The organism is Streptomyces calvus, assembly GCF_006782915.1.
Lineage (GTDB): Bacteria > Actinomycetota > Actinomycetes > Streptomycetales > Streptomycetaceae > Streptomyces > Streptomyces calvus.
On sequence record NZ_VCNP01000009.1, the window covers coordinates 92,596 to 111,284 of the forward strand.

The following is an 18,689-nucleotide window of genomic DNA, read 5'->3' on the forward strand; positions in this document are numbered from 1 at the left end:
GGAGCATGGATCTGCCCGTCATGCCACCCGTGAAGCCGATGCTCGCCAAGTCCGTGGCGAGCATCCCGCCCGGCATGCAGTACGAGGCGAAGTGGGACGGCTTCCGGGCGATCGTGTTCCGTGACGGCGCCGAGGTGGAGCTGGGCAGCCGTACCGGGAAGCCGCTGACCAGGTACTTCCCGGAGCTGGTGGAGGCGGTGCGGGAGCGGCTGCCCGAGCGGTGCGTGGTGGACGGGGAGATCGTCATCGCGCGGGAGGGGCATCTGGACTTCGACGCGCTCACCGAGCGCATCCACCCGGCGGACTCACGGGTGCGGATGCTCGCGGAGCGCACCCCGGCCTCGTTCGTCGCGTTCGACCTGCTGGCGCTGGCGGACGAGTCGCTGCTGGACGTGCCGCTGACCGACCGGCGGGCGTTGCTGGCCCGGGCGCTGGAGGGAGTCACTCCTCCGGTGCACGTGGCGCCGGCGACGACCGATGTCGAGGTGGCGCGGGGGTGGTTCGAGCAGTACGAGGGGGCCGGTCTCGACGGGGTGATCGCCAAGCCGCTGGACCTGCGGTACCGGCAGGACGAGCGCGCCATGTTCAAGGTCAAGCACGAGCGGACGGCGGACGTGGTCGTCGCCGGGTACCGCCTGCACAAGAGCGGCCCGGTCGTGGGCTCGCTGCTGCTGGGCCTTTACGACCGGGGCGGCGCCCTCCAGCACGTCGGTGTGTCGGCCGCGTTCTCCATGAAGCGGCGCGCGGAGCTGGTCGAGGAGCTGGAGCCGCTGCGCATGGACGACGTGTCGGGTCATCCGTGGGCGGCCTGGGCGGACGAGGCGGCGCACGAGACGGCGCGGCTGCCGGGCGCGCCGAGCCGCTGGTCGGGGCGGAAGGACCTGTCGTGGGTGCCGCTGCGTCCGGAGCGGGTGGCGGAGGTGGCGTACGACCACATGGAGAACGGGCAGCGTTTCCGGCACACTGCCCGTTTCCGTCGCTGGCGTCCGGACCGCACCCCGGAGAGCTGCACCTACGCGCAGTTGGAGGAGCCGGTCCGCTACGACCTGGCCGAGATCCTCGGCGGGCCCTGAACCGCGGTACGTGTCGGCGGGGTCAGGGCTGCATCAGCACCTTGACGGCGCCGTCCCGCTTGTTCTGGAACATCTCGTAGGCCTGCGGTGCGTCGGCGAGCGGCACGCGGTGGGTGGCGAAGTCGTCGACGCCGAGCGGGTCCTCGTCGGTGAGGTAGGGGATGATCTCGTCGCTCCAGCGGCGTACGTTCGCCTGGCCCATGCGCATCTGGATCTGCTTGTCGAACAGGGTGAGCATGGGCATCGGGTCGGCCATGCCGCCGTAGACGCCGACGACGGACACGGTGCCGCCGCGGCGCACCAGTTCGATGGCGGTGTGCAGGGCGGCGAGCCGGTCGACGCTGAAGCGTTCCGCCATCGGGCCGCTGAGTTTCCTGGGCAGCAGCGCGGAGGCGTTCTGCACCATGCGGGCCGCCGCGCTGCCGTGGGCCTCGGTGCCGACGGCGTCGATCACGGCGTCGGGGCCGCGGCCGTCGGTCTGGTCGCGGATCGCGGCGACGAGTTCCTTCTCGTCGTCGAAGGAGCGCAGGTCGAAGGTCTCCACGCCGCGTTCGCGGGCCCGGCGCAGCCGCTCGGGCACCAGGTCCACGCCGAACACCCGCCCGGCGCCCTTGACCTGCGCGACGCGGCAGGCCATGTCGCCGATGGGGCCGAGGCCGAGCACGGCGACGCTGCCGCCCTGCGGAACGCCGGCGTAGGCGACCGCCTGCCAGGCGGTGGGCAGCACGTCGGAGAGGTAGACGAACCGGTCGTCGGGCGGTCCCTCGGGGACCTTGATGGGGCCGTACTGGGCCTGGGGGACGCGCAGGTACTCGGCCTGGGCGCCGGGCACCGCGCCGTACAGGCGGGTGTAGCCGAACAGGGCCGCGCCCATGCCCTCGGCGCTGACCTGGGTGGTCTCGCACTGGGTGGGCAGCCCGGTCAGGCACATCCAGCAGTTGCCGCAGGCGATCTGGAACGGCACCACGACCCGGTCGCCGACCTGGAGGTCCGGCACGGCCGCGCCGACCTCCTCGACGATCCCCATCGGTTCGTGTCCGAGGATGTCGCCCGGCGTCATGAACGGGGTGAGGACCTCGTACAGGTGCAGATCGGATCCGCACAGCCCGGTGGAGGTGATGCGGATGATCGCGTCGGTCGGCTCCTCGATCCGCGGGTCGGGCACGTTCTCCACCCGTACGTTCCGCTTTCCCTGCCAGGTCAGTGCCCTCATCTCCGCCCGCTCCCTCCGTGCTGCCGGTGTGTCGCTCGTGCGGTGGGCGTCCGGGTACCCGAGGGCCGTCCGGCCGAACCGCGCGGCGCTGGGCCGATCGGCGGAACGCACCGCGCGGGACCACCGCCGATCGACTGTGGCCAGCAACGATCAGAAGAGCGCACAATCAAGACATCTGATGACATGAGGCAGGCGCGGTGGCGACGGTGGGCAGAGCACGAAGGACGCGCACCCGGCGCGGCACGGCGGCGAGGGTGCTGCTGGCCGCCGTGACGGCGGCCGGTCTGGCGGCGGGCTGCACGATGTCGGACGGGCCGGACGACGACGGGCGCGGCTCGCCCCGCCAGTCGTCGCAGCCGCGCGAGCCCCGGGAGTCCGGTCCTGGCACACCGGACGGTGCTCCGGTGCTCGCCGTGAAGATCGACAACGCCCGCGCGGCCCGGCCCCACACGGGCCTGACGCAGGCGGACGTGGTGTACGTCGAACAGGTCGAGGGCGGGATGAGCCGGCTGATGGCGGTGTACGCGAGCCGGCTCCCGGACTCCGTCGGGCCGGTGCGCAGCGCACGGGAGTCGGACCTGGAACTGCTGCGCCAGTTCGGCCGGCCGGTGCTTGCCTTCTCCGGGGCGCAGGGCAAGCTGCTGCCGCTGATCGACCGGGCGCCGCTGGATGCGGTGACGCCCGAGTCGGCGCCCGGTGCCTTCGTGCGGGACGCCGGCCGCCCCGCCCCGTACAACCTGTATCTGCGGCCCGGGCGGGTGCAGGACGAGCCGCCCGGCCCGGCCGCCCTGACCACCGGCTTCCGCTTCGGCCGGCCCCCGGCGGCCGGTGTGCCCGAGGACGCGCTCACGGTGCGCTACCCGGCGGCCCGCTACACCTTCACCTGGTCGGACGCCCGCGACCGCTGGCTGGTCTCGATGGACGGCGCCCCCGCACTCACCACGGAGGGCGAGCGACTGGCGCCCGCGACGGTCGTCGTGCAGTACGTGACGGTGCGCCGGTCGGACTTCCAGGACTTCCTCGGCAACAACACCCCGTACACGGAGACGGTGGGTTCCGGCGAGGCCACCGTGCTGCGCGGCGGACGCGCGTACGAGGCGCGCTGGGACCGTCCGAACGCCGAGGACGGCACGACCTTCACCACCGGCTCCGGCGAGCGGATGAACTTCGCGCGCGGTCAGGTGTGGGTGGTGTACGCGAAGGCGTCCTGAGCGGCCCGCCGGGGCGCGGTCGCCGGTCAGCGCTCGCGGCGGGGGCGGGGCGGGGTCGGCGGGCGGTGGAAGGGCCGGTTGCCGAGGCACGGGTCGGCGGGTTGCGGAGGGGCCGGTGCGGGGGTGTTGCGGGTCAGTGGGCGGCGGTGGCCGGTGCGGGGACGCGGGTCAGTGGGCGGCGGTGGGGGCCGGGGCGGGGTCGCGCAGGCCCTCCGCCGCGTCCGCCACGCGTCGCATCAGTTCGATGAAAACCGCCTGCTCGCCGGGGTCGAGCGGGGCGAGGAAGACCTGGTTCATGCGGGCCGTGCGCACGGTCAGCCTGCGGTGGGTGCGCATCCCTTCGTCGGTGAGGCGCAGCAGGAAGCGGCGGCCGTCCTGGGGGTCGCGGACCTTGTCCAGCAGACCGCGCCGGATGAGCCGGCCGATCACCTCGGCGATGGTGGACCGGTCGAGGCCGACCCGCTCCCCCACGGTGCGCTGGTCCAGCCCCGGTTCCGCGACGAGCGTGTTGAGGACCGCGAACTGCGGTGAGGTGATCTCCTCGGAGACCATCGTGTTCCACAGCAGGTAGTGCGCCTGCTGGAGCCGCCGGGCCAGATGCCCGGGGTGGGTGGTGAGGTCCACGGCGGCCATGCGCGCTCCCACGGTCGTTGTCGTCGTCGTCAGTGCACCAGTGCACCAGTGCACCGGCATCTGTCGGTGCACTGATTTTTTTCTGTGTGCCGAAGAATACTGGACAGGTGCGCCACCCCGTGTAAATACTCAGTGCCCTGACTAATTGGGCCGGGTCGGCTGGGAGGGACGGTTCCACGGATGGACAAGGTGGTGGCGTCGGCCGCGGAGGCGGTGGCGGATGTGCCGGAGGGTGCGTCGCTTGCGGTGGGTGGTTTCGGGCTGAGTGGTGTGCCGGACGTGCTCATCGGGGCGTTGTACGAGCGGGGTGTGGGTGGGCTGTCGGTGGTGTCGAACAACTGCGGTGCGCTGGAGTCGGGCCTTGCGGTGCTGCTGGCGGCCGGGCGGATCGCGCGGGTGACGGGTTCCTACATCGGGGCGAACAAGGAGTTCGCGCGGCAGTATCTGGCCGGTGAGCTGGAGGTGGAGCTGATTCCGCAGGGCACGCTGGCGGAGCGGCTGCGGGCCGGTGGTGCGGGGATACCGGCGTTCTACACGCCGGCGGGGGTGGGCACGCAGGTCGCCGGGGGCGGGCTGCCGTGGCGGTACGACGGTGCGGGCGGGGTGGCGGTGGCGTCGCCGCCGAAGGAGGTGCGGGAGTTCGACGGCACCTCGTACGTGCTGGAGCGGGGGATCCGGACGGATTTCGCGCTGGTGCGGGCGGCGCGGGGGGACCGGCACGGGAATCTGGTGTTCGGCAAGTCGGCCCGGAACTTCAATCCGCTGGCGGCGATGGCGGGGCGGGTGACGGTCGCGGAGGTGGAGGAGCTGGTGGAGCCGGGCGGGCTGGATCCGGACGCGGTGCATCTGCCGGGGATCTTCGTGCAGCGGGTGGTGGTGCTCACGCCGGAGCAGGCGGCGGACAAGCGGATCGAGCGGCGGACGGTGAGCGGCTGATGGCCTGGACACGCCAGGAGATGGCGGCGCGTGCGGGCCGGGAGCTGGAGGACGGCCAGTACGTCAACCTCGGCATCGGTCTGCCGACGCTGATCCCGAATCATCTTCCGGCCGGGGTGGAGGTGGTCCTGGAGTCGGAGAACGGCATCCTCGGCACGGGCCCGTATCCGGCGGAGGACGCGGTGGACCCGGATCTGATCAATGCCGGGAAGGAGACCGTGACCGTTGTGCCGGGTGCTTCCTTCTTCGACTCGGCGTTGTCGTTCGCGATGATCCGCGGCGGGCACATCGATGTCGCGGTTCTCGGTGCGATGCAGGTGTCCGCGGCCGGTGATCTGGCCAACTGGGCGGTGCCGGGCAGGCTGGTGACCGGGATCGGCGGGGCGATGGACCTGGTGCACGGGGCGCGCCGGGTGATCGTGGTGATGACGCACACCGCGAAGGACGGCACACCGAAGATCGTCGAGGAGTGCACGCTGCCGCTGACCGGCCGGGCGTGCGTGGACCGGATCGTCACCGACCTCGGTGTCCTCGACGTCACCGACGACGGGCTCGTCCTCGTCGAGACCGCACCCGGCGTGACCGTCGAGGACGTCACCACCAGAACCGGAGCCGAACTCATCCCGGGGGAGGGATGGTTGTGACCGACGTGCTGACGCAGGCCGACATCGACGAGGAGATCGCGGCCGCGCACGCCGCGTACGAGAAGCGGGTCGCCGACGGCGCGCCCGTCGAGCACCATCCGCGCCGGGACTACCGGCCGTACCGCTCCTCGGTACTGCGCCACCCCCGGCAGCCGCTGGTCGCCATCGACGTGTCGCAGGACCCGGAGCTGATCGAGCTGTCCTCCCCGGCGTTCGGGGAACGCGACATCACCGAGGTCGACAACGACCTCACCCGGCAGCACACCGGTGAGCCCATCGGTGAACGCATCACCGTCTCCGGGCGGCTGCTGGACCGCGACGGCCGCCCGGTGCGCGGGCAACTGGTGGAGATCTGGCAGGCCAACGCGGCCGGGCGGTACGCCCACCGGCGCGAGCAGCACGACGCGCCGCTCGACCCCCACTTCACCGGGGTGGGCCGCACCCTCACCGACACGGACGGCCACTACCGGTTCACGACCGTCCGGCCGGGCCCCTACCCGTGGCGCAACCATGTGGGCGCCTGGCGTCCGGCGCACATCCACTTCTCCGTGTTCGGCTCCGCGTTCACCCAACGGCTGGTGACGCAGATGTACTTCCCCCACGACCCGCTGTTCCCGTACGACCCGATCCTGCAGTCCGTGACCGACGACGCGGCGCGGCAGCGGCTGGTCGCGGCCTACGACCACAGCCTGTCGGTGCCGGAGTTCTCGCTCGGCTACCGCTGGGACATCGTGCTCGACGGGCCGCGCGCCACCTGGACGGAAGAAGGGCGCTGACCAGGATGACGACGACCGACACGGGTGGCCCGCAGAGCGCGCTGCCCACTCCCTCGCACACCGTCGGCCCGTTCTACGGCCACGCGCTGCCGTTCCGCGGCGGCGAGGACATCGCCCCGCTCGGGCACCCGGACAGCGTGACCGTGCACGGGTACGTGTACGACGGTGAGGGCCGGCCGCTGCCGGACGCGCTGCTGGAGGTGTGGGGACCGGACCCGGAGGGCCGCGTGCCGACGGCGGACGGCTCGATGCGGCGGGACCCGGCGAGCGGCGGTTTCCTCGGCCGCAACGGCGTGGAGTTCACCGGCTTCGGCCGCGTCCAGACCGACGCCGACGGCCACTGGTACGTGCGCACGCTGCGGCCCAGGGCGCGCGGCCGCAGCGCACCGTACCTCGGTGTGTGCGTGTTCGCGCGGGGCCTGCTGGTGCACCTGTTCACCCGGATCTACCTTCCGGACGACGGGACGGTACTGGCGTCCGATCCGTTGCTGTCCCGGCTCGCCGCGGACCGCCGCGACACGCTGGTCGCGGGCGCCGAGGGCGAGGGCACGTACCGTTTCGACATCCGCCTTCAGGGCGAAGGCGAGACGGTCTTCCTGGAGTTCCAGTGACATCAGCCGATTCCGACACCGGTCTACTCGCCCCCGGGTGGACCGCGTCCCCGGCCGCCGCCGAGACCGGCGACGCGGCGTTCCTGCGGGCGCTGCTCGACGCGGAGGCCGCCCTGACCCGGGCCCAGGCCGGCCTGAGCCTCGTCCCGGCTGAGGCCGCGCAGGCGGTGACGGAGGCGGCCGACCCCGGCCGTTTCGACATCGCCTCCCTCGCCGAACGGGCCCGCGGCGGCGGCAATCCGGTGATCCCGCTGGTCGCGGACCTGACCCGGGCGGCCGGCGAGGACCACGGCCCGTACGTGCACCGGGGTGCGACCAGCCAGGACATCGTGGACTCGGCGCTGATGCTGGTCGCCCACCGCGCCCTGGGCCCGGCCCTGACCGACCTCGACCGCTGTCAGCGGGCCCTGGCCGGGCTGGCCGCCGAGCACCGTGACACCCCGATGCCGGGCCGTACGCTCACCCAGCACGCCGTGCCGACGACGTTCGGGCTGAAGGCGGCCGGCTGGCGGTCGCTGGTGCTGGACGCCCGGGACCGGGTGACGGCGGTACGGAACTCGCTGCCCGCCCAACTCGGCGGCGCGGCGGGCACGCTGGCCGCCTTCACCGCGTACGGGGCGGACGACGCGACCGCGCTGCCCGCCGCCTACGCGGCCGAACTCGGCCTGCGCGCACCACTGTTGCCCTGGCACACACTGCGCACACCCGTCGCCGACCTCGCCGGTGCGCTCGCCTTCACCGCGGGCGCGCTGGGCAAGCTCGCGGCGGACGTCCTCACGCTGTCCCGCACGGAGATCGCGGAGGTCGCCGACGGCGGCGCCGGAGGTTCCTCGGCGATGCCGCACAAGGCGAACCCGGTGCGCGCCACCCTGATCGCGGCGGCGGCGCGGCGCGCACCGCTGCTCGCCGCCACCCTGTACGGCTCGCTGGCCGCCGAGGACGAGCGGCCGGCCGGGGCCTGGCACGCCGAGTGGGAGCCGCTGCGGGACCTGCTGCGCCTGGTCGGCGGTGCCGCTCGGGACGCCGCCGAACTCACCGGGACCCTGCGGGTGTTCCCGGACCGGATGCGCGAACACCTCGGGCTCACCCACGGCTTGATCGTCTCCGAGCGGCTGTCGGCCGAGCTGACGCCCGTGCTGGGCCGCGCCCGCGCGAAGGAGCTGCTGACGCGGCTCTCCCGGCGGGCACACGAGGAGGGCCGCGAGCTCGGCGAACTGCTCGCCGCCGAGGACGAGTTGAAGGACCTCGACCTCTCCGCTGCCGGCGATCCCGCCCGCTGCACCGGCTCCGCCGGTGTGCTCACCGACCGTGCCCTGGAGCGACCGTGACCGATCCTCTCCTCCACCACCGTGCCGAGGGCCCCGCCTCCGCTCCCGCGCTGCTGCTCGGTCCGTCACTCGGCACCTCGTACGCCCTGTGGGACCGGGTGGCGCCCGAGCTGTCGAGCGCGCACCGGGTGGTCCGCTGGGACCTGCCCGGGCACGGCGGCTCGCCGGCGGGGCTGATCGGCGCCGGTGCGACCGTCGGTGACCTCGCCGCCCTGGTGCTCGCGCTGGCCGACGCGCTCGGCGTCGAGCGGTTCGCGTACGCGGGCGTCTCGCTGGGCGGCGCGGTGGGACTGCACCTTGCCGTGCACCATCCGGAACGCGTGTCGTCGCTGGCCGTGATCTGTTCCTCGGCGCACTTCAACGGATCGAAGCCGTGGCAGGAGCGGGCCGCGCTGGTGCGGCGCGAGGGGCTGGCCGGGCTCGCGGCGGGCGCGGACGCCCGCTGGTTCACGTCCGGGTTCACCGTGCCGGAGCTGGTACGCGATCACCGGGACGCGGATCCGGAGGCGTACGCCGCCTGCTGCGACGCGCTGGCCGCGTTCGATCTGCGGGAGCGGCTGGCGGAGATCTCGGTGCCGACGCTGCTGGTGGCCGGCCGGGAGGACCCGGCGACACCGCCCGAGCATCTGCGGCAGATCGCGGACGCGGTTCCGGGCGCCGCGCTCGTGGAGGTTCCCGGCGCCTCGCATCTGGCGCCCGCGCAACGCCCGGAGGCGGTGCTGACCGCGTTGCGGGCGCACTTCGACGGGGCCGCCCGCCGCGGCATGGAGGTCCGGCGCGAGGTGCTGGGCGATGCGCACGTGGACCGTGCGCAGGCGCGGCAGACGCCGTTCACGGCGCGGTTCCAGGACTTCATCGCCCGCTACGCCTGGGGCGAGGTCTGGACCGACCCGACGCTGACCCGCCGCGAGCGCAGCATGATCACTCTCACGGCGCTGGTCGCGCACGGCCACCACGACGAACTGGCGATGCACGTCCGGGCGGCCCTGCGCAACGGTCTGACGCCGGAGGAGATCGGAGCGGTGCTGTTGCAGACGGCCGTGTACTGCGGGGTGCCGGCGGCGAACTCGGCGTTCGCGACGGCGCAGCGGGTGCTGGCCGAGGAGGCCGGGGCCGGGTCCTAGGGTCCGTCCTTCGGATCGGCCCCGCGGCACCGGGACGATCCGAACGACAGGCCCTGGAGGGTCACCGGGGTTCCGAGGCCGACTCCAGCTCCGCCCGGGCCCGCCGCACCAGGCCGTCCGCGCCGCACGACCGGGCCAGCGCCAGGCCGCGCTCCAGGTCGGGCACGGAGCGGGCGAGGATCCCGTACTCGACGCGGGCGGCGGCGTGTTCGTACTGGCAGGGCGAGGACTCCAGGTGGGTGACGGCCTGGGCGGCGAGGCCGACCGCGCGCCGGCCGGTCTCCAGGGCGGCGGCGACCCGCAGGGCCTCTCCCAGAGCGGTGTCCGTGCCGAAGCGCTCGGCGTTCCGGCGGACGTCGAGGGCCAGCCGGGCCGCGCGGGCGGGGTCCTCGGTGGCGAGGGCGCGGGCGAGGTCGGCGGCCCAGAAGACGTGCACGGGGTTGTGGTGGCCGCGGGCGGCGGCCGCCTTCTCCGCCGCCTCCAGTTCGTTGATCCCCTCCTTGGTGCGGCCGACGGCCAGCAGCAGCCGGCCCCGCACGGAACGCGGGTCGGGCAGCACGATGGTGGACGGGTACGGCGGTGCGAAGCCGTGCCGTTCGGCCACCTCCCAGGCTTCGTCGACATGACCGCGGGCGAGCAGGGTGTCGACGAGGTTGCAGGTCGCCGTCCAGTACAGGGGCAGTCCGCGGCCGACGCGTTCGGCCAGGCGCAGGGACTCGCGCAGTGACGCCTCCGCCTCCGTCAGCCGGCCCCGCCTGCGGTGCCCGAGTCCCACGTAGGCGTGGGCCAGGGCCAGATGGCCGCCGCCCCAACCCGCCGTGTCGTAGGCGTGCAGGGCCTCGTTGTAGAGGCTTTCGGCGCGGTCGAGGCGGTCGGTGTAGGCGTACGCGTCGGCCACCATCAGCAGCAGCTCGACGCCCCACTCGGAGTCGGTCCAGCCGAGGCCGGGCGCGAGGCGGCCGTTGACGAGGGCGCGGTCGCAGATCTCGACGATCTCCTCGGCGTTCTCGCCGCGCATCATGGCGTCGAAGCCGCGCACCATGAGCAGCGCGCGTTCGGAGTTGTCCCGGCCGGTGCAGGTGGCGGCGAGTTCGGCCAGCCGCTCGGAGCGGCCGGGGGATGCGGCCTCGCCGGCGTGGATGCCCTCCCACATGAACTGCACGGTCCGCAGCCGCATCTGTGCGGGGCCGGGCTCCAGCCGGGTCGCCTCCGCCTCGACGGTGCGGACGGCCTCCTCCAGTTGGTCGTTGTGCAGCAGTGCCTGGGAGAGGCGGACCACGGCGTCCACGCGCCGGTCGCCGTCGAGGCCCGGCATGCCGAGGGCGGTGCGCAGATGGCCGATGGTGCGGGCGGGCGCGGTGAGGAAGGTGGCACAGCCCAGTTCGTACAGGACCTGCGCGTGGACCTCAGGTCGCGGCGGTTCCTCCAGGGCGCGTTCCAGGCAGCGGCGGGCGGCGTCCGGGGCGCCGACGGCGAGGTGTTCGCGGGCGGCCTCGCGCAGCTGCCACACGAGTTCCTCGTCGTCGTCCGGGTGCACTTCGAGGAGGTGGCGGGCGGCCGCCGCGGCACCGCGCCCGGAGTCGGTGACGATGCGTGCGGCTATGCCGTGCATGGCGCGGCGCAGTGCGTCGGGGATGGAGTTGTAGACGGCGGTGGCGATCAGGGGGTGGACGAATTCGAGGTCGGCGGGCCCGGTGCGGCCGGTGGCCGGGTCGGGAGGGGTGAGGATGCGGGCGGTGCGCAGGAGTTCGGCGCAGCGGACGGCGTCGTCGTGGTCGAGGGTGGCGAGCCGGGCCACGAGGTCGACGGTGATGTCGCTGCCGAGGATGGCGGCGGCCCAGGCGAACCGGGTGGCGTCTATGCCGAGTTGTTCGAGGCGGGCGACGAGTCCGCCGCCGCGGGCGGAGCGGTTCAGGTCGCGCAGCTCACCGGCGTGGGCCTCGACGGGTTCGAGTTCGCTGTCGCGGACCTTGGCGAGGAGTTCGACCGTCTCGTAGGGGTTGCCGCCGGTGACGGCCCACACCTCGCGGCAGAACGCGGCGTCGGCGTCGTCGCCCAGCGTGGCGCGGGTGAGGCCGGCCGTGGCGGCCGGAGTGAGGGCGCTGAGGGTGGTGACGGGGCGGTCGGCCGCGGCGGCGACGGCGTCCAGGTGCCGGGCGCCGGCCCCGGAGATCTCGCCGGGCCGCCGGGCGACCACGACGAGGACGGACAGGTCGGCCAGGCGCTCGGCGAACTCGGCCAGCCAGTACAGCGTTTCCTGGTCGGCCCAGTGGGCGTCGTCGACGAGCAGGACCAACGGCCAGTCCCGCCGGGCCAGCCGGCGCACGGCGGCGACCAGGCCCTCGCACACGCCCTGCGGGTCGGCGTGCCGGTCGCCGGGGTCCGCCACGCCGAGGGCCGGGCCGGCGATGTCGTACCAGTCGCCGAGGTACTCACGGACCTCCTCCGGCAGCATCGACACCAGTGCGGGCTGGAGGAGTTGGCGGACGACGTTGAAGGGGACGGTGCGCAGGGTCTCGCCGCCGCGGGCGGACCACACGGTGCAGCCGCGCTGTTCGGCGATGCGCCGGGTCTCGGCGAGCAGCGCGGTCTTGCCGAGTCCGGCTTCGCCGCGGAGCACCAGCAGGCTGCCGGGTGAGGAGCGGTCCGCGCACAGGATGTCCACGGCCCGTGTGATGGCGGCGACCTCGTCGTCACGCTCCCACAGGGCCGCCGAGAGGGCGGCCCGGGGCCGAACCTCCGTCATCCCGCTACCTCCCCGAGTCGCCCGAACGACGTACAGGTCACGAGCCTAGCGGCCCCGTCACCGCGGTGGTGGCCGGACGGGCGAGGTGTTGCCGTGTCGGGTGACAACGGGTACCGGTGGTCGACGCGCACTCGCGCCCACCCTGGCACTCGGCGGTCGACGATCGACGGGGGACGGGTCGCGCGGACGGGGACCGGGCGGGCGCGGAACGGGGGCTCTCTCATCCGGCTTTCACCGACGCCTCATACGGTGGGGGCATGACGCAGGTGACTCCTCCCGGGTGGTACCCCGACCCCGGGCAGACGAATGACGGACCGGCCACCGAGCGCTGGTGGGACGGCGCTGCCTGGACGGACCAGGTCCGTCCGGCGGGGTCGGCGGCCGCCTGGGCGCCGCCGGCGCCGGGCGCGGCGGCCGGACCGGGGTATCCGGCCTACCCGGCGTATCCCGCCGCGCCGCCGCCCGGCCGGGGGCACCGGGTGCGCAACGGGATAGCCGTGGCGGTCGCCGTCGCCGTCCTGGCGAGCATCGGTGTGGGCGTGTACGCGCTCACGGACGACGGCGGTGACCGTGGTTCCACGACCTCGCAGGGGCCGGGCGGACGCGACGGCGGCGGTGCGCCGGACGGTGGGGACGGCGGTCCGGACGGGGACTCCGGCGGTGAGGAGCCGCAGGACGGTTCCGAGGCGCCGCGGATCGAGAGCGGGTCGGTGACGGACGGCCTGAGCGGCATCAGCCTGCCGATCCCGGACGGCTGGTACGGGCAGGAGCTGGAGGTGGGTGCCGCGGTGACGTCGGAGGACTCCTACGACTGTCCCGGCGACACCTCGAAGACCTGCACCAAGGGCGGGGCGTACTCGGTGCCGGCGCTCGCGCTCGGCGCCCGGGGCACGACCGCCGAGGAGGTCGCCAAGGCGGACATCGCCGCCAACGCCGAGGAGAGTTACGGCGGTGACTCCTACGGAAGCATCACCTCGCACGACGTGCTGGCCTCGAAGGCGGTGACGGTGGCCGGACAGAAGGGCTACCTGGTGCGCTGGAAGGCGGTGACCGCGAAGGGCGCCGACGGCTACGTCCAGTCGCTCGCCTTCCCCTCCCCCGCGCACCCGAAGCAGATCGTCGTGGTGCGCTTCGGGGTGGACACCGACCAGAAGCAGGACGTTCTCGACGAGATCACCGAGGGCATCGAGGTGGCGTCGGGCAGCGGACGGGGCCAGGACGTCTGACGCGTCCGGATGGCGGGCGCCGGACGCGTCCGCCGCTCGCGGAGAACGCCCGGGCGGGACACCCCCTCCGCTCAAGGGGTGCCCCACCCGGACGGGGCGGGCGCCGCGCCCGTCCCCACGGTGCGGCGCCGGTCAGGCCGCCGTCCGGTCGTGCCGGAACGGTGACCTGCGTCGGTGCGAGGCGCCCCGTGCGGGGCGCCACGTGCGCGATGTCCCCGGCGCATGCGCGGTGTCGCGGGCGCACGCGCCAGGTCTCATGCGCCCGGTCTCATGTGCCGTGGCTCATGCGGTGACGCTTCCTGTGCTGTCGGGCGTCCCGTGCTGCGAGGAGTCGTGTGCCACGCCGAGCGCCGGCAGTACGGCGGCCTCCACGAACCGCAGCATGTAGTCGGGGTCCGCGTTCTGGCCGTCCAGTACGGGGCGGACCCGCAGCACGCCGAAGAGCTGCGCCGAAACGTACTCCAGCGCCGGGTTCCCCGCGTCGACCTCGCCGCGCTCGACACCGCGCCGCAGGATGTCCCGGAGCGCGGCGATCTCCGGATCGACCAGGGCCTCGCGCAGTGCCTGCGCCAGTTCGCGGTCCTGGACGACCGCGTGCCCGAGCGCCTGCAGCAGGGTGGCGTCCTTGGGTGACCACTCCCCCGCGCAGCGTGCCGCCTCGCGCAGGTCCCCGGCGAGGCTCCCGGTGTCGATGCGGGCGAACCGCGCCTGCCGGTTGGAGCGCAGGGCGGCGGCGACGAACTGGGGCTTGGTGCGCCACTGCCGGTAGAGCGTGGACTTGCTGCACCGCGTGCTGGCGGCGACGCCCTCCATCGTCACGGCGTCGTAGCCGCACTCGCGGATCTGGTCCAGCACGGCGTCGAAGAACTCCCGCTCACGCTCGGGCGTGATCTTGGAGCGGCGCGAGGTGCCGACCTGCCCGGGTCGGTCCGCGTCCTGCGACGTCATGGGCGGGGCTCCTGTCCTTCGAGTGAGGCGCACATCGGTCGGTGCACCAGTGTACCGGTACGCGCTCGTATCGATACGGAAGCGTATCGGTACACTGGCGTATCGGTACGGTCGCGTATCGATACACGGTCCCGTTCCGCACGAGGGCCGGTACACGCACCACCGGACTGCACCACCGAACCGCACCACCGCCAGCGAAAGGGCCGGGGGATGAATGCCCGCAAGGAGCCTGAACCGGCCGGGTCCGACGCACCGGAGCGCCCGCCGCTCGTCCGTGAACTCCTGCTCGTCACGGGCCTCTTCCTGCTCTACAAGGCCGGCCGCCGCCTGGTGGCCGGCCACACCGGCGAGGCCCTGGGCAACGGCCGGGACGTGTGGGACCTGGAGCGGGCGCTGCACCTGCCCGGCGAGGGCGCGGTGCAGTCGCTGCTGCTGCACGGGGACGGGGTGGTGCAGCTCGCGAACACCTACTACGCGGCCGTCCACTTCCCGGCCACGGCGGTCTTCCTGGTCTGGCTGTGGCTGCGCCGCCCCGCCCACTACGTCTGGGCGCGGCGGGTCCTGGCGGCGGTCACCGCTGCGGCGCTGGTGCTGCACCTGACGTTTCCGCTGGCCCCGCCGCGTCTCCTCCCCGCCACGGGGCTGGTCGACACGGCACGGCTGTACGGGCCGTCGGTGTACGGGCCGCCGCGGACGGACCAGCTGTCGAACCAGTTCGCGGCGATGCCCTCGCTGCACTTCGGGTGGGCGCTGATGGTGGCCGTCGGCCTGATCGTCGTCGCCCGGACCCGGTGGCGGTGGCTGTGGCTGCTGCATCCGGCGGTGACGCTGCTGGTGATCGTGGGCACGGCGAACCACTTCTGGCTGGACGCGCTGGTGGCGACGGCACTGCTGGGTCTCGCGCTGGCTCTGGCACGACCGCCGGGGCGTACGGCGTCGGGGACGGGACGGCCGGCCACCCGGCGGGCACCGGCGCGGGACCGGGCGCTGGTGGGGGCGGGCCGGTGAGCGCCGTGCTGTGGGCCGTGCTGCTCTCCCTCGTCTCGGCCGTCGCCTACGCGGCGGCCGCCGTCACCCAGGAACGGCTCGCCGCGCGGACCTCCGGCACCGGCGTGCTGCGGCTGCTCGGCAGCGGCGCCTGGTGGTGGTCGGTCGCGCTCAACGCCTCGGCCGCGCTGCTGCACGTGCTGGCGCTCGCGTTCGGCCCGCTCACCGTGGTGCAGCCGCTCGGCGCGCTCACTCTGGTCGCCGCGGTGCCCATGGGTGCGCGCATCGCGGGCCGGCCGGTGAGCGCGGCCGAGTGGCGGGGCACCGCCTGGACCCTGGCGGGTCTGACGGCGGTGCTGGTCACGGCGTCCGGGCCGGCGCCTGAGGACACGCTGAGCGTGCCGGAGGCGCTGGTCGTCACGGGCGGCACGGCGGCTCTGATCGGTGTGCTGTCGTGGCCGGGGTCACGGCCCGGGCTGCGGCACGCGACCGCGTCCGGGGTGGCCTCCGGCGTGGCCTCGGCGCTCACCCAGACGGTGACGGTCGCGGCGACGGACCGGTCGGGGCCGCCGCTCGACCTCCGGGTGGTCGTGGTGGCGCTGCTGGTGGCGGCCTTCGCCGCCGCGGGACTGCTGCTGTCGCAGACCGCGTACCGGGACGGCCTGGGCGCACCCCTCGCGGTGGTCACCCTGGCCAACCCGGTGGCCGCCTCGGTGATCGGCCTGTCCCTCCTCGGCGAACACCTCCGCGCCGGCCCGTCCGGTGTCCTGCTGGCCGTGACGGGCGCCGGCCTCGCCACCCGCGGCGTGCTCCTGCTGACCCGGACGGCACCCTCGGCAGGTCAGGCGCCCGGGACAAGGACGGCCCCCGCGGGAGCGCACCCGGCGGGAGCGGACCCGATGAGGGCAATCCCGACGAGGGCGGACCCGACGGGAGCAGACCCGATGAGGGCAATCCCGACGGGGGCGGACCCGGTGAGGGCAGCCCCAGGACAGGTGGCCCGCGTCGACCGGGCCGTTTCCGCGGGCCGCCCGGTCGTCGTCGGCCGGGCGGGCCCGGTGGGACGTCCGATGTCCGGGCGCCGGGCGGCGGAGGCGGCGCCGGGCGGTCCGGCGGACGCGGTGGGACGGGCGGAGCCGGCCGCCTGACCCGGGACGGTCAGTCCGTGGCGATCGCCGGGTCGCTGACGCCCGGCCGGCCGTTCTCGACGTGGCCCACGAAGCGGCGGTGGAAGGACGTGTCGGCCGCCGAGGTGACCGTCAGGTCGTACCAGCGCCGGCCGGCGCGCAGGTCGATCGTGCGGTCCACGGTCGCGCCGGGGCGGACGGTGACCGTCGAGGTGCGGCCGGAGTGTCCGTCGGCCAGCCGCAGACGGGCCGTGCCGGCGCCCTCGTTGACGAACGTCAGCCGGATGTCGTCCCCGATGTGGCGGGCGGTGACCTCGCAGCCGGCGGTCGCGTTCGTGCCCCGGAACACCCGGACGAACCCGTTCGGGCCGTGCACGGTCAGGTCGTACGTGCCGTCGGAGTACGCCGAGTTCCAGGTGTCGGACAGGGCCTTGCCGGCCTCGGTCGTGTAGGTCCACGGCCCGTCCGTGCGGTTGCCGGAGGTGACCAGGAAGGCCGCGCCCGCCACGGCGCCGGCGGTGAAGGCCAGCGTGAACGTCCCGGCCTCCCGGTCGGCCGAACCGTCCACCGCCGGCGCGTACTTCAGCGGGCGGGCCGGGCGCAGTCCCCGCTCTTGCCGGGGCAGGCTGGGGTCGGCCGGGGGCGTGGGCCGGTAGTCGGGGTGGCGTTCGCGGTCCTGCGGCTCGTAAGCGTCAGTGTCCGGCAGCCGGGCCGGCCGGCTGTCCTTGCGGGAGAAGTCGAACGCGCTGGTCAGGTCGCCGCAGATGGCGCGCCGCCACGGCGAGATGTTCGGCTCGCGCACTCCGAACCGGCTCTCCATGAACCGGATGAGCGAGGTGTGGTCGAAGGTCTCGGAGCAGACGTAACCGCCCTTGCTCCAGGGCGAGACGACCAGCATGGGCACGCGCGGACCCAGCCCGTAGAAGCCTTCCCGGTGGGTGGCGCTGCCCTCGAAGACGTCCAGCGAGACGTCGACGGTGGACCTGCCCTGGGCGGCCGACTTCGGCGGCAGCGGCGGCACCACGTGGTCGAAGAAGCCGTCGTTCTCGTCGTACGTGATGAACAGGGCGGTCTTCGCCCACACCTCCGGGTTGGAGGTGAGCGCGTCCAGGACCTGCGAGATGTACCAGGCGCCGTAGTTGGAGGGCCAGTTGGAGTGCTCCGAGAAGGCTTCCGGCGCGGCGATCCAGGAGATCTGCGGCAGCCGGTCGGCCGCCACGTCGGCGCGGAGCCGGTCGAAGTAGCCGTCGCCGTTCTTGACGTCGGTGCCGGTGCGGGCCTTGTCGTACCAGGGGTCGCCGGGCCGGGCGTTGCGGTACTTGTTGAAGTACAGCAGCGAGTTGTCGCCGTAGTTGCCGCGGTAGGCGTCGGAGATCCAGCCCCAGTGGCCCGCGGCGTCCAGTCCGTCGCCGATGTCCTGGTAGATCTTCCAGGAGATCCCGGCCTCCTCCAGGCGTTCCGGGTACGTCGTCCAGTCGTAGCCCAGTTCGTCGTTGCCGAGGACCGGCCCGCCGCCCTTGCCGTCGTTGCCGGTGTGGCCGGACCACATGTAGTAGCGGTTGGGGTCGGTGGAGCCGATGAAGGAGCAGTGGTAGGCGTCGCAGACCGTGAAGGCGTCGGCGAGTGCGTAGTGGAAGGGGATGTCCTCGCGGGTCAGGTACGCCATCGTGGTGGTGCCCTTGGCGGGCAGCCAGCGGTCGTACGTACCGTCGTGGTAGGCGTCCTGGCCGTCGGACCAGCCGTGCGGCAGCCCTTCGAGGAACTGCATGCCGAGGTCGTCGGCCTGCGGGTGGAACGGCAGCACCTCCGTGCCGTCCTCGGTGGTCTGGTGCCACACCGACCGGCCGCCGGCCGGCGCCGCCGGGTGCGGGTCGCCGAAGCCGCGGACTCCGCGCAGCTTGCCGAAGTAGTGGTCGAAGGAACGGTTCTCCTGCATCAGGACGACGATGTGCTCGACGTCCTCGATCGACCCCGAGCGGTGGTTCGCCGGGAGTGCGGCGGCCCGCTCGATGCTCGCGGACAGCGCGCTGAACGCCGTGGTGGCGCCCGCGAGCTGGAGGAACCGGCGCCGGTTGACTTCGGGCATGGGGGTGGAGAGCCTCTCGC

At 73.8% G+C, this 18,689-nt stretch carries 16 protein-coding genes; 11 read left to right on the forward strand and 5 right to left on the reverse strand.

The window, feature by feature from the left end; all coding sequences use genetic code 11:
• Positions 1-5: 5 nt before the first annotated feature.
• Positions 6-1,073: an ATP-dependent DNA ligase gene (locus FGW31_RS03785; protein ID WP_142191884.1), complete on the forward strand. Its 1,068-nt coding sequence runs from the start codon at positions 6-8 to the stop codon at positions 1,071-1,073.
• Positions 1,074-1,095: 22 nt separating this feature from the next.
• On the opposite strand, the gene FGW31_RS03790 is transcribed toward FGW31_RS03785, so the two are convergent.
• Positions 1,096-2,286, reverse strand: coding sequence for a zinc-dependent alcohol dehydrogenase (locus FGW31_RS03790; protein WP_142191885.1), 1,191 nt, complete (start codon positions 2,284-2,286; stop codon positions 1,096-1,098).
• Positions 2,287-2,483: 197 nt separating this feature from the next.
• On the opposite strand from FGW31_RS03790, the gene FGW31_RS03795 reads away from it, so the two are divergent.
• The gene (locus FGW31_RS03795; protein WP_373303467.1) at positions 2,484-3,497 is read left to right on the forward strand and encodes a DUF3048 domain-containing protein; all 1,014 of its coding nucleotides are present in this window, start codon (positions 2,484-2,486) and stop codon (positions 3,495-3,497) included.
• A 168-nt stretch (positions 3,498-3,665) separates the two neighbouring features.
• Here the strand turns inward: FGW31_RS03795 and FGW31_RS03800 are convergent, their stop codons facing one another.
• The gene (locus tag FGW31_RS03800) at positions 3,666-4,130 is read right to left on the reverse strand and encodes a MarR family winged helix-turn-helix transcriptional regulator (RefSeq protein WP_142191886.1); all 465 of its coding nucleotides are present in this window, start codon (positions 4,128-4,130) and stop codon (positions 3,666-3,668) included.
• A 180-nt stretch (positions 4,131-4,310) separates the two neighbouring features.
• Here FGW31_RS03800 and FGW31_RS03805 point away from each other — a divergent pair, with 180 nt between their 5' ends.
• The 6 genes from FGW31_RS03805 to pcaDC are packed head-to-tail and all read left to right on the forward strand — an operon-like array spanning position 4,311 to position 9,549.
• Positions 4,311-5,066 (forward strand): CoA transferase subunit A, encoded by a 756-nt coding sequence (locus tag FGW31_RS03805; RefSeq protein WP_142191887.1) that lies wholly within the window; start codon positions 4,311-4,313, stop codon positions 5,064-5,066.
• Complete coding sequence (locus FGW31_RS03810; protein ID WP_142191888.1) at positions 5,066-5,710, forward strand: CoA transferase subunit B; 645 nt, start codon at positions 5,066-5,068, stop codon at positions 5,708-5,710. The genes FGW31_RS03805 and FGW31_RS03810 overlap by 1 nt, the downstream gene beginning before the upstream one ends.
• Positions 5,701-6,486, forward strand: coding sequence for a protocatechuate 3,4-dioxygenase subunit beta (gene pcaH, locus FGW31_RS03815; protein ID WP_142191889.1), 786 nt, complete (start codon positions 5,701-5,703; stop codon positions 6,484-6,486). Before FGW31_RS03810 ends, pcaH begins: the two co-directional genes overlap by 10 nt.
• A gap of 5 nt (positions 6,487-6,491) precedes the next feature.
• Positions 6,492-7,097 carry a protocatechuate 3,4-dioxygenase subunit alpha gene (pcaG, locus tag FGW31_RS03820; protein ID WP_142191890.1) on the forward strand — a complete coding sequence of 202 codons (606 nt, stop codon included), beginning with the start codon at positions 6,492-6,494 and terminating at the stop codon, positions 7,095-7,097.
• The gene (gene pcaB, locus FGW31_RS03825; RefSeq protein WP_142191891.1) at positions 7,094-8,425 is read left to right on the forward strand and encodes a 3-carboxy-cis,cis-muconate cycloisomerase; all 1,332 of its coding nucleotides are present in this window, start codon (positions 7,094-7,096) and stop codon (positions 8,423-8,425) included. Before pcaG ends, pcaB begins: the two co-directional genes overlap by 4 nt.
• Entirely contained in the window at positions 8,422-9,549 is a 1,128-nt protein-coding gene (gene pcaDC / locus FGW31_RS03830; protein ID WP_142191892.1) for a bifunctional 3-oxoadipate enol-lactonase/4-carboxymuconolactone decarboxylase PcaDC, read from the forward strand. The genes pcaB and pcaDC overlap by 4 nt, the downstream gene beginning before the upstream one ends.
• Before the next feature lie 61 nt (positions 9,550-9,610).
• Here the strand turns inward: pcaDC and FGW31_RS03835 are convergent, their stop codons facing one another.
• Positions 9,611-12,295: an ATP-binding protein gene (locus FGW31_RS03835; protein ID WP_142191893.1), complete on the reverse strand. Its 2,685-nt coding sequence runs from the start codon at positions 12,293-12,295 to the stop codon at positions 9,611-9,613.
• Positions 12,296-12,552: 257 nt separating this feature from the next.
• Here FGW31_RS03835 and FGW31_RS03840 point away from each other — a divergent pair, with 257 nt between their 5' ends.
• On the forward strand, positions 12,553-13,521 hold the full coding sequence (locus tag FGW31_RS03840; protein ID WP_142191894.1) for a DUF2510 domain-containing protein: 969 nt from the start codon (positions 12,553-12,555) through the stop codon (positions 13,519-13,521).
• 282 nt (positions 13,522-13,803) lie between these two features.
• On the opposite strand, the gene FGW31_RS03845 is transcribed toward FGW31_RS03840, so the two are convergent.
• On the reverse strand, positions 13,804-14,469 hold the full coding sequence (locus tag FGW31_RS03845; RefSeq protein WP_142191895.1) for a TetR/AcrR family transcriptional regulator: 666 nt from the start codon (positions 14,467-14,469) through the stop codon (positions 13,804-13,806).
• A 210-nt stretch (positions 14,470-14,679) separates the two neighbouring features.
• Between FGW31_RS03845 and FGW31_RS03850 the strand changes: the two genes are divergently transcribed.
• Together FGW31_RS03850 and FGW31_RS03855 are read left to right on the forward strand one after the other, a co-directional pair.
• Entirely contained in the window at positions 14,680-15,477 is a 798-nt protein-coding gene (locus FGW31_RS03850) for a phosphatase PAP2 family protein (protein ID WP_142191896.1), read from the forward strand.
• The gene (locus FGW31_RS03855) at positions 15,474-16,604 is read left to right on the forward strand and encodes a DMT family transporter (RefSeq protein ID WP_185907418.1); all 1,131 of its coding nucleotides are present in this window, start codon (positions 15,474-15,476) and stop codon (positions 16,602-16,604) included. Before FGW31_RS03850 ends, FGW31_RS03855 begins: the two co-directional genes overlap by 4 nt.
• A 10-nt stretch (positions 16,605-16,614) precedes the next feature.
• On the opposite strand, the gene FGW31_RS03860 is transcribed toward FGW31_RS03855, so the two are convergent.
• A complete protein-coding gene (locus FGW31_RS03860; protein WP_142191897.1) occupies positions 16,615-18,669 on the reverse strand; it encodes a phosphocholine-specific phospholipase C in 2,055 nt (684 codons plus the stop codon).
• Positions 18,670-18,689 lie beyond the last annotated feature (20 nt).

Coding starts and splice junctions, on each gene's coding strand:
- FGW31_RS03785 (WP_142191884.1), top strand. CDS start 6: ATGGATCTGCCCGTCATGCCACCCGTGAAGCCGATGCTCGCCAAGTCC.
- FGW31_RS03790 (WP_142191885.1), bottom strand. CDS start 2,286: ATGAGGGCACTGACCTGGCAGGGAAAGCGGAACGTACGGGTGGAGAAC.
- FGW31_RS03800 (WP_142191886.1), bottom strand. CDS start 4,130: ATGGCCGCCGTGGACCTCACCACCCACCCCGGGCATCTGGCCCGGCGG.
- FGW31_RS03805 (WP_142191887.1), top strand. CDS start 4,311: ATGGACAAGGTGGTGGCGTCGGCCGCGGAGGCGGTGGCGGATGTGCCG.
- FGW31_RS03810 (WP_142191888.1), top strand. CDS start 5,066: ATGGCCTGGACACGCCAGGAGATGGCGGCGCGTGCGGGCCGGGAGCTG.
- pcaH (WP_142191889.1), top strand. CDS start 5,701: ATGGTTGTGACCGACGTGCTGACGCAGGCCGACATCGACGAGGAGATC.
- pcaG (WP_142191890.1), top strand. CDS start 6,492: ATGACGACGACCGACACGGGTGGCCCGCAGAGCGCGCTGCCCACTCCC.
- FGW31_RS03835 (WP_142191893.1), bottom strand. CDS start 12,295: ATGACGGAGGTTCGGCCCCGGGCCGCCCTCTCGGCGGCCCTGTGGGAG.
- FGW31_RS03840 (WP_142191894.1), top strand. CDS start 12,553: ATGACGCAGGTGACTCCTCCCGGGTGGTACCCCGACCCCGGGCAGACG.
- FGW31_RS03845 (WP_142191895.1), bottom strand. CDS start 14,469: ATGACGTCGCAGGACGCGGACCGACCCGGGCAGGTCGGCACCTCGCGC.
- FGW31_RS03850 (WP_142191896.1), top strand. CDS start 14,680: ATGAATGCCCGCAAGGAGCCTGAACCGGCCGGGTCCGACGCACCGGAG.
- FGW31_RS03860 (WP_142191897.1), bottom strand. CDS start 18,669: ATGCCCGAAGTCAACCGGCGCCGGTTCCTCCAGCTCGCGGGCGCCACC.